The 9,255-nt window shown below is 60.5% G+C and carries 9 protein-coding genes; 4 read left to right on the top strand and 5 right to left on the bottom strand.

The window, feature by feature from the left end; genetic code table 11:
- The first annotated feature begins 636 nt into the window (after positions 1 to 636).
- The 3 genes from WH50_RS20015 (at position 637) to WH50_RS20005 (ending at position 3,021) form a co-directional block, all read left to right on the top strand.
- Entirely contained in the window at positions 637 to 1,242 is a 606-nt protein-coding gene (locus tag WH50_RS20015; protein ID WP_110189045.1) for a DNA-3-methyladenine glycosylase I, read from the top strand.
- 67 nt (positions 1,243 to 1,309) lie between these two features.
- Positions 1,310 to 2,014: a glutathione S-transferase N-terminal domain-containing protein gene (locus WH50_RS20010; RefSeq protein ID WP_110189044.1), complete on the top strand. Its 705-nt coding sequence runs from the start codon at positions 1,310 to 1,312 to the stop codon at positions 2,012 to 2,014.
- A 428-nt stretch (positions 2,015 to 2,442) separates the two neighbouring features.
- Positions 2,443 to 3,021, top strand: coding sequence for a flavin reductase family protein (locus WH50_RS20005; protein WP_110189043.1), 579 nt, complete (start codon positions 2,443 to 2,445; stop codon positions 3,019 to 3,021).
- A 143-nt stretch (positions 3,022 to 3,164) separates the two neighbouring features.
- Here WH50_RS20005 and WH50_RS20000 read toward each other — a convergent pair whose 3' ends face one another.
- The 5 genes from WH50_RS20000 to WH50_RS19980 form a co-directional block, all read right to left on the bottom strand.
- Positions 3,165 to 4,505 (bottom strand): ATP-binding protein, encoded by a 1,341-nt coding sequence (locus tag WH50_RS20000; protein ID WP_110189042.1) that lies wholly within the window; start codon positions 4,503 to 4,505, stop codon positions 3,165 to 3,167.
- Positions 4,502 to 5,170 (bottom strand): response regulator, encoded by a 669-nt coding sequence (locus WH50_RS19995; RefSeq protein WP_110189041.1) that lies wholly within the window; start codon positions 5,168 to 5,170, stop codon positions 4,502 to 4,504. Before WH50_RS19995 ends, WH50_RS20000 begins: the two co-directional genes overlap by 4 nt.
- A gap of 61 nt (positions 5,171 to 5,231) precedes the next feature.
- Positions 5,232 to 6,194 carry an SPFH domain-containing protein gene (locus WH50_RS19990; RefSeq protein WP_104152736.1) on the bottom strand — a complete coding sequence of 321 codons (963 nt, stop codon included), beginning with the start codon at positions 6,192 to 6,194 and terminating at the stop codon, positions 5,232 to 5,234.
- A 43-nt stretch (positions 6,195 to 6,237) separates the two neighbouring features.
- On the bottom strand, positions 6,238 to 7,257 hold the full coding sequence (locus WH50_RS19985) for an MDR family NADP-dependent oxidoreductase (protein WP_110189040.1): 1,020 nt from the start codon (positions 7,255 to 7,257) through the stop codon (positions 6,238 to 6,240).
- Positions 7,245 to 7,688: an NfeD family protein gene (locus WH50_RS19980; protein WP_165838497.1), complete on the bottom strand. Its 444-nt coding sequence runs from the start codon at positions 7,686 to 7,688 to the stop codon at positions 7,245 to 7,247. The genes WH50_RS19985 and WH50_RS19980 overlap by 13 nt, the downstream gene beginning before the upstream one ends.
- Before the next feature lie 155 nt (positions 7,689 to 7,843).
- Here WH50_RS19980 and zapE point away from each other — a divergent pair, with 155 nt between their 5' ends.
- The gene (zapE, locus tag WH50_RS19975; protein WP_110189038.1) at positions 7,844 to 8,998 is read left to right on the top strand and encodes a cell division protein ZapE; all 1,155 of its coding nucleotides are present in this window, start codon (positions 7,844 to 7,846) and stop codon (positions 8,996 to 8,998) included.
- Positions 8,999 to 9,255 lie beyond the last annotated feature (257 nt).

Genomic DNA, 9,255 nt, shown 5'->3' with positions numbered 1-9,255 from the left:
TTTTACCTGATACAGATGTGCAGCGTGTGGCTGCCCTCTCTCAGGGAGAGAGGGACGTGTGTAGCGCCTGCGTGTCGGCTTAACAGGTCGTTGAAAATCTATCTGTGTTGCCGAATACCGCGTCAAAAACAGGCTCACAGCCAAAGGCTGAACGTGCTTTAGCACGGCCCCGAAGGGGCGAGCGGAGCGAGTCAAATGCTCATTTAGTTCACTAAACTCCGCTTTTTCGCCTGTTTCTTCCTTGTCTCGGCTGCCTCGATAACGTTTTTCAACAGCCTGTAAATTTACCAGACATGAAGTTTGCCCTGTCCTACCGGCAGAAGTGACCTGCACTTCTGCCGTTACTCCCCGCTCTATCCCCTCACCGCTCATCCCTGCTGACTTCGCTGTGAGCAGATGACTGTTATCCCTCATGTTTGACAGCCGCCACCATGTCACCTAGGTTTTGACGTTTCTCCCAGAACCTGTTCACGATCTTGCGAGCCAGCCCCGGACAAGGCGAAAAGTGCTGAAGAAGTGGCTTGCCCTGGCCACAAAGTGAGTCGCCCTGAATAAGCCTCCGCAGGGCTTGTCAACGCCCTGTGGCCGACGCGCCGTAACGCGTGAACGCATGTTAAAAACTACAGGCAGAACAACATGACCGATCCCTTTATTGCCCCCGACAATCTGCCGCGCTGCCGCTGGTGCGGAGGTGCTCCCGAGTTTCTGCCCTATCACGACCACGAATGGGGCTTCCCGGTGGCCGATGATCGCCGCCTGTTTGAGAAGCTGTGTCTGGAAAGTTTTCAGTCGGGCCTGAGCTGGCGCACCATCCTTAATAAGCGTGATAACTTCCGCGCCGCCTTTGCCCAGTTCGACTTCCATCAGGTCGCTCAGTTTGGCGCAGCGGAGATTGAACGACTGCTTCAGGACGAAGGCATCGTCCGTCATCGTGGCAAGATCGAAGCGGTGATCAACAACGCTCAGCGTCTGCTGGAGCTGATCGACAGGGAAGGCTCCTTTGCCCGCTTCGTCTGGCGTTACGAGCCGGCGGCCGACAGTCTCGGCGCGCCCCAGACCCAGTCCACCTCGGCAGAATCCGTGGCCCTGTCAAAAGAACTGAAAAAGCGCGGCTGGAAATTCGTTGGCCCGACCACGGTGTACGCCTTTCTGCAGTCCATGGGGCTGATCAATGACCACACTCACGAATGCGTCATTCGCGACAGAGTCAGCACCGCACGACAACAGTTTGTCCGCCCCTGAAGGCTGGATAGCACGACTGACGACCCTATATACAGGCTGGTAAAATAGCCTGCCAAGGAGCCCCTGCATGTCTGATCTGTCTGCCTTCCCCATTACCCGGCGCTGGCCTGCGCAACATCCCGAACGCCTGCAGCTGTACTCGCTGCCGACCCCCAATGGCGTCAAGGTCTCCATTGCGCTGGAGGAGCTGGGGCTGGCCTATGAACCGCACACCATCAATATTGGTGCCAATGAAACCTGGACGCCGGAATTTCTGGCACTGAACCCCAACGGCAAGATTCCCGCCATCATTGACCCCGATGGCCCGGGCGGTCAGCCGCTGGCACTGTTTGAATCCGGCGCGATTCTGCTCTATCTGGCAGAAAAGACCGGCAAGCTGATGCCGACTGATCCGGCCAGCCGCTATGAGACCCTGCAATGGGTGTTTTTCCAGATGGCCGCGGTCGGGCCGATGTTTGGTCAGGTCGGCTTCTTCCACAAATTTGCCGGTAAAGACTACGAGGACAAACGCCCGCTACAGCGCTATGTCAGTGAAAGCAAGCGCCTGCTGGGTGTACTGGAAACTCGTCTGCAAGGTCGTAGCTGGATCATGGGTGAGGAGTTCACCATCGCCGATATTTCGCTGCTCGGCTGGGTACGCAATCTGGTGGGTTTCTATGGTGCGGGCGAACTGGTGGAGTACCACAGTTTCACCGGCGTACAGGCCTGGCTTGAGCGCTGCCTGCAGCGTCCGGCCGTCCAACGCGGGCTGGAAATACCGGCCAGACCCTGAGACCTTCGGCAGGGGCGCTCATGCAGAGTGCCCTTTGCATCCGGCCTCAATCCACTCTGATCATGCGCAGCCACTGCTGCCTGTAGCTCTGCTGTTGATCGACACCTGCAGCAGTGGCTGCCATAGGCAGTCAGGATAAAGCTACCTGCCAGCAGGACGGCTTCTGCAAAGCAGGGATACGGCAGATGCTGGAAGAAAATCTGCCCACCCGCTGGTTGACTACCTTACCGGCATCGACCTGCTGTAATACGACAAGCCGATGGAAGCGCTGGAAGAGCAAAATCAGCTGTTGCTGGATGACCTGCAACAGCGCGTCCGGGCACTGGCGAAGGGCTGGGCGCAGCAGAGGGCGAGCACGTTCCGCGTCTGGTAATCCATGGCGGACGCACCTATATAAGCAGGCGTGACTTCACAACCAGAGCCTGATCATGTCCCATCTTCTGCCCGTCGAACTGCCCAAAGCCTACCGTCTGCTCAATCACGGTCCGACCGTTCTGGTCAGCAGTGCTGCCCACGGCCAGCGCAATATCATGGCGGCCGCCTGGGCCATGCCGCTCGATTTTGACCCGCCCAAGGTGCTGGTTGTGGTGGATCGCAACACCCTGACCCGTGAGCTGATGGAAGCCTCGGGGGTGTTTGCCCTGCAGGCGCCATCGACCGAGCAGGCACAGTTGACCATGGATGTCGGCACCTGCTCAGGCCGCGACGGAGATAAATTCAGTCAGCTGGCAATCGCCAGTCACGTCGGATCGGTGATTGATGTACCACTGGCCGATGGCTGTCTGGCTTATCTGGAATGCCGCATCATCGACGAGCCGCACAATCAGCAGCGTTATGATCTGTTTATTGGTGAGGTGGTCGCCGCCAGGGCTGACAGCCGCGCCTTCAGTCAGGGCCGCTGGCACTTCGAGGGGGATGCGCCACGTTCGTTGCACTACGTGGCGGGCGGGTCATTTTTTGCCACCGGGGAGGCGTTCAGCGTCAACGGCAGCGCTGACGGCGAGTAAGACCGGGCACTGGCCCTGAGAGGATTCGTTCAGGAAGGGTGATAACGAGCTCGCACAATATCTCGCAAAAGATCTTGGCAGGCAGGGCCACAGGCGTCCTTGTTGATGCCCTGTGGCCGATGCGGCAGCAAATGTGAGCCAGATCAGCGGGGCCAACGCAGGCATACCTGCAGGCCCGACTGACCGTCATCGCGGTCCTGCAGCTGCCAGTCGATATGCAGGGCGTCGCAGATACGACCGACTATCGCCAGCCCGAGACCGGCACCGTCACGGCCGGTATCCAGCCGCACAAAGCGCTGCTGCACTTCACTGCGGCGGGCGGCGGGAATCCCGGCGCCCCGGTCACGTACCAGACACAGTACTTCGCTGTCGCTTTCACGCAGTTCGACTTCAATCAGGCTACCGGCATCGCTGTATTTGCTGGCATTTTCCAGCAGGTTGCGCAGCACCACGCTGAGCAGGATGGGTTCGCTCTGCACTTCCCCCGCCTGCCCGATCAGTTCAATTTCCTTGCCCTTGGCCAGTACCTGATCGGCCATTTCGCCAAGCAGGTCTTCCAGCAGGGCATCCAGCGCCACCGGCTGCATACGTAATGTCGCCAGCCGGTGCTCCAGCCGCGCCAGACTGAGCAGCTGATCCACCACCCGCGCCAGCCGTCGCACGCTGTTGCGGGCCTGACTGATACCGGGCTGATCGGCACTGAACTCATCCAGCTGTAACTGCAACGCCGCCAGCGGCGAGCGCAGTTCATGGGCGACATCGGAGGCAAACCCCCGTTCGCGCTGCAGGGTATCGTTAAGACGCAGAATCCAGTCATTGAGGCTTTGCGTCAGCTGCTGGATCTCCTGCGTACGCGACAGGGTGGGAATGGTGTCCAGATCATCCGCCGTGCGGCGGCTCATGCGCTGCGCCAGCATCGCCAGCGGCGACAGGCCACGGTGAATGACGATACCGAGAATAAACAGCAGCAGCACCAGCACCGTCAGATTCGGCACCAGCATGGCTTCCAGCGTTTCTTCCAGCGCCACATCGCGTACGTCCAGTGACTGCCACAGGCGGGCACGAATAGGTACGTCCTCCAGCACCAGATCGAAAGTACGCCAGCGCAGACCGCCGTAGTCATGCCAGCCAAATCCGGCCTTTTCTATCGGGTCCTGCGGCAGATCCTCCGGCCACCAGCGCTGTAATTTGGCATCCCACAGCTGCAGCCGCGAGCTGACCAGATGGTAGCCCTGATCCATCACCCAGTCGGCAGGCAGCCCTTCAAACTGGCGCTCGGTGAGGTTCTTGGCGATCTTTTCGGTGTCTTCGGCCGGCAGGTTTTTCAGCCACAAACTGGTCCAGCCCGCCTGACTGAGGAGGTCGCTGTCGAGCACCTCCTCCATTTCTTCCTGCCCTTCGCTGTAAATCCAGACAAAGCTGGTGATCTGACCAATGGCCACCAGACTCAGCACCGTCACCAGCAGGATGCGGCGCAGACTCATTCCGCCAGCTCCAGCCGGTAACCCACGCCGCGCACGGTGCGGATGGCGTCTTTACCGAGCTTTTTACGCAGATGGTGGATATGCACTTCCAGGGTGTTGCTCTCCACTTCTTCGCCCCAGCCATACAGCTGTTCTTCCAGCCGGCTGCGGGTAATGACCTGCCCGGAGCGCTCCGCCAGTGCACGCAGCAGCATGAATTCACGCCGGTTGAGCTGCAGATCGGCATCACTCAGCCACGCCCGCAGCTGACCGGGGTCCAGCCGCAACGGCCCCAGCCGCCACTCTTCCGAGCTTTTGCCGCGCTGACGACGGCCCAGCGCCCGCAGCCGGGCCTGCAGTTCGGCCAGCTCAAAGGGCTTGACCAGATAGTCATCGGCCCCGGCATCGAGACCACTGACGCGGTCTTCCAGCGCGTCGCGAGCGGTGAGTATCAGGGTGGGCATGGTATTGCCCTCATTGCGCAGTTTGCGCAGCAGACTCAGACCATCGCCATCGGGCAAACCCAGATCGAGCACCAGCAGGTCGAAGTGCTCGGTAGACGTGTGCAGGGCCGTCCAGGCCTGCTGGCCGCGACTGACCCAGTCCACCACATCACCGGCTTTCTGCAGCCCTCTGACCAGCACTTCGGCCAGCGCCTGATCGTCTTCCACCATCAAAATACGCATTGTTTACCCTTATCCATGCTCAGCCACGCAGCGACACTAGCTGCCGATCCTTTAGCCAACCTTAAGCCTGACCGTCTTTCTTGAACAGTTCGCTGATCATCCCAAGGCTGCCCAGCGTGGCACTGGCCTCATACGGCAGGAACACCCGTTCGCCGTCTTTGGCAATCTGCGGCAGGGTATTGAGGTAATCCTTGGCGATCAGATAGCCGATGACCTTGCTCTTGTCGACGTTGGCGCCCAGCGCCTCGGTCAGCAGCTGGATGGCCTGCTGCTGGCCTTCTGCCGTCAGGATTGACGCCTCGCGTTCACCCTGAGCCCGCAGAATGGCGGCCTGACGCTCACCTTCGGCGGTCTCGATGGCGGCCTGACGTTCCCCCTCGGCGCGCCTGACCACCGCGCGCCGCTCGCGCTCGGCCGTCATCTGCTTGCGCATGGCGTCCTGAATTTCATCGGGAATCTGGATGTCCTGAATCTCCACCCGGGTGACCTTTACCCCCCATTTGTTGGCCGCCTCATCGAGCACGGTCTCCAGACTGGCGTTGATTTCCTGACGCGACTCGAACAGCTTGTCCAGCTCCATCTTGCCGATCTCCGAGCGTAGTGTGGTCTTGGCCAGCACTTCGATGGACTGGATCAGGTTTTCCACCTGATACACCGCCCGCTGCGGATCAATGATCTGGTAGTAGAGCACGCCATTGATCATCACGCTGACGTTGTCGGTGGTGATCACCGACTGACCGGGGAAGTCCAGCACCGTCTCACGACGGTCAATCCGGCTGGTCTCCACCATCATCGCCGCGGCATTTTCGCCCATATAGCGCTTGACCTTGATTGCTCGTGGCAGATCGACAAAGGGCACGATCCAGTTGACGCCGGGTTCGAGAGTCTTGTGGTAGCTGCCGAGGCGCTCGATCACCACGGCTTCTGACTGCTGCACGATGCGCAGCCCCTTGATCAGCATCACAATCGCCAGTACGGCGATGACCAGTGTGATCAGCAGACCACCTGTCAGTTGTACATCCATGAGAATTCTCCTTCTGCTGTTGATATGAAAAGTGTGGCCCGGCTTACTCCAGCCGGACCAGTCGTTTACCCAGATTGTCACCCCGTAACAGGCCGATCAGCGCGGCGGGCACGGCCTCCAGACCGCCATCGAGCACATCCAGCTGCCAGTGCAGATCCGCCAGCAGGGCAGGCATGGCCTGTCGGAACTCAGGCAGCCGATGTTCATAGTGAGGGGCCACGTAGGGCAGCACCTGCACCCGTCGCCGCTGTAGTTGCGCCAGATTGGCCGGGGCCTGTCGCGGCTGAGCCGTCTGATACTGGCTGACCAGTCCGCACAGCACCACTCTGCCGCCGTCGCGCATTAGTTCATTGACACCATGAAACACCTGCCCGCCGATCAGCTCGAAGTTGAGGCTGATGCCCTGCGGCGCCCACTGCGCCAGCATGGCGAGAAAATCGCGGTGGTGATGGTCGAGTACCTCGGTGAAGCCCGCCTGCTGCAACCACTGGCGCTTGTCTTCACGTCCGGCGGCCACAATCACCCGCGCTCCGGCCTGTCGTGCCAGCTGAGCGGCCAGCGAACCCACCGCGCCGGCCGCAGCGCAGACCAGTACGGTATCATCCGGGCCGGGCTGCCCCAGCTGCATGCCCAGCCAGGCAGTGAAGCCGGTCATCCCCAGCGGGTGCATATAGGCCAGTGGCGGGGCTTCGGACCGCTGCTGCCACAGTGTCGCGGCATCAGCAATCAGCCGCTGCTGCATCGGCAGATGGCCAATGGCCCAGTCTCCCGCCTGCCAGCGCGGATCAGCACTGGCTTCCACCTGTGCCAGGGTCCAGCCTGACAGCAGGCTGCCCGCCTGCCAGTGCTCGATATAGTCATAGCCGCTGGTATGCATGCGGGTGCGCATATAGGGGTCAACACTGAGATAACAGGGGCGCAGCAACAACTGGCCCGGCTGCAACTGTGCGGCGACAGGCGCGGCTACGCGATGCAGACAGAAATCACCGGGCTGCAGCTCACCCTCGGGTCGCTGCGCCAGCCGCAGCTGCTGTACGAAAGCAGGCGTCGTCACGGCAGACATGGGCGGGCCTTGGCGGTAATCCCTTCAAACCCCAGCACCTCTACTTCACTGCCGACCTGCCAGGGCTGCTCATCCCCCTGAGCCGCCAGAGGATAGAACGTACCGTCGATACGCACGCCGATACGGCCGTTATGCTCCACCACCCGGGTCCGCACCTTGTAATGCTGTTCACCCACCATGGCCGCCGCACGGTTGTCGCCTGACTGCTGGCGACGGCGATAGGCACCGATGGCCAGCGGGATCAGTATGACTGCGGCGATGGCCACGCCCAGCAGTTGCAGCTTGAATTCAACACCCATACTCGCCAGCAGGGCGCCGAGCAGGCAGGCCAGACCCAGTGCCAGTGCCACAAAGGCCGCACCGAGCACTTCCCCTACGGCCAGTAACAAACCGACGATGACCCAGATCTGCCAGGGTTCCATTGACCACATTGTCTGTCTCTCCTTGTTGGGTGCCCGGCAATGAGCGCCAGGCTCCCGCATGATGTGCCCACGGCCATCAACAGGCTGTTGACCAAAGTCCGCTTGCGGGCGGCGGGCAGGCTGAGGATCATTGTAGGCCCGCCCCCTGCAAGGCTCCATTCTTTATGTCAGCATTGTCACCCTGGGCCGCCTACGAGTGGGCGCTTGCCAATGACGATTTCAAACAGGACTCCGCTCAGGAGCGCGCTGCCCGAGCACTGGAAGCCTGCCATCAGGGCCTGCATCACTGGCAGGCCTGGCCCGGCACCAAACTGCGTCAGCCACCCCGTGGGGTCTATCTGTGGGGGCCGGTTGGCCGCGGCAAAACCTGGCTGATGGACAGTTTCTACAAAAGCCTGACCCTGCCTGCGCGGCGTCAGCACTTTCACCATTTCATGCGCTGGGTGCACAAATGCCTGTTCGAGCTGACCGGCACTCCCGAGCCGCTGAAAGTGCTGGCCAAGCGCCTCAGCGATGAAATTCGTGTGCTCTGTCTTGATGAGTTTTTTGTCGCCGATATCGGCGATGCCATGATCCTTGGCCGCCTGATGCGCATGCTGTTCGAGCACAAGGTGGTGGTGGTCACCACTTCCAACCTGCCGCCCGAACGTCTCTACGCCCACGGCACCCATCACGACCGCTTCGATCCGGCCATCAAGGCCATTCGTGAGCATATGGATATCCTCGATGTCGATGGCGGCGAAGACCACCGCCTGCATCCCGGCCCACGGGTACAGCGCTACTGGCAACGTTCGGCGGATGCCAGCGACAGTGCACTGGCGGCGGTATTCGAGCAGCTGCGCGGTGACGCCGCCTGCGATCAGCAGGAGGTGCAGCTGGGCCGCAGCGTCACCGTGATCAAGCGCAGCAGCAAGGTCGTCTGGTGCAGCTATCGCGAACTGTGCGGCAAGCCCCTGTCGGCCAACGACTATATTCGCCTGTGTGATGAGTTCAGTCAGATTCTGCTCAGCGATGTGCCCTGTCTGAGTGCTCCGGAGGAAGTGCAGTACATTGCCCGTGGCACCGAGGATGCGGTGGAACAGGTCAAGACCGGCGACCGGGTGCTGCCCAATCTGTCCAAACAGGATGACGGCGCCCGGCGCTTTATTGCGCTGGTGGATGAGTGTTATGACCGCGGCATTCCGCTGTATATCGAAGCCGATGTGGCGATGAACGAGTTGTATCCGCGGGGCTATCTGTCGTTCCCATTCCAGCGTACCCTGAGTCGCCTGAATGAGATGCAGCGACAGCGTTTCGGTAAGAATGTGCTGCAGGCCTAACAGGCTGTTGAAAAACGTTATCGAGGCAGCCGAGACAAGGAAAAAACAGGCGAAAAAGCGGAGTTTAGTGAACTAAATGAGCATTTGACTCGCTCCGCTCGCCCCTTCGGGGCCGTGCTAAAGCACGTTCAGCCTTTGGCTGTGAGCCTGTTTTTGACGCGGTATTCGGCAACGCAGATAGATTTTCAACGACCTGTTAAAACGCATCGCTACCGGACTACTCCAGCAACAATAAACCCTCTGGCAGGATGGCCTGA

The sequence above is a fragment of the Pokkaliibacter plantistimulans genome (assembly GCF_003194385.1).
Classification (GTDB): domain Bacteria; phylum Pseudomonadota; class Gammaproteobacteria; order Pseudomonadales; family Balneatricaceae; genus Pokkaliibacter; species Pokkaliibacter plantistimulans.
This window is presented reverse-complemented; position numbering and strand designations above follow the sequence as displayed.

Bases quoted from the DNA above. Each gene is read 5' to 3' on its own strand.
- WH50_RS20015 (WP_110189045.1), top strand. From the start codon at position 637: ATGACCGATCCCTTTATTGCCCCCGACAATCTGCCGCGCTGCCGCTGG.
- WH50_RS20010 (WP_110189044.1), top strand. From the start codon at position 1,310: ATGTCTGATCTGTCTGCCTTCCCCATTACCCGGCGCTGGCCTGCGCAA.
- WH50_RS20005 (WP_110189043.1), top strand. From the start codon at position 2,443: ATGTCCCATCTTCTGCCCGTCGAACTGCCCAAAGCCTACCGTCTGCTC.
- WH50_RS20000 (WP_110189042.1), bottom strand. From the start codon at position 4,505: ATGAGTCTGCGCCGCATCCTGCTGGTGACGGTGCTGAGTCTGGTGGCC.
- WH50_RS19995 (WP_110189041.1), bottom strand. From the start codon at position 5,170: ATGCGTATTTTGATGGTGGAAGACGATCAGGCGCTGGCCGAAGTGCTG.
- WH50_RS19990 (WP_104152736.1), bottom strand. From the start codon at position 6,194: ATGGATGTACAACTGACAGGTGGTCTGCTGATCACACTGGTCATCGCC.
- WH50_RS19985 (WP_110189040.1), bottom strand. From the start codon at position 7,257: ATGTCTGCCGTGACGACGCCTGCTTTCGTACAGCAGCTGCGGCTGGCG.
- WH50_RS19980 (WP_165838497.1), bottom strand. From the start codon at position 7,688: ATGTGGTCAATGGAACCCTGGCAGATCTGGGTCATCGTCGGTTTGTTA.
- zapE (WP_110189038.1), top strand. From the start codon at position 7,844: ATGTCAGCATTGTCACCCTGGGCCGCCTACGAGTGGGCGCTTGCCAAT.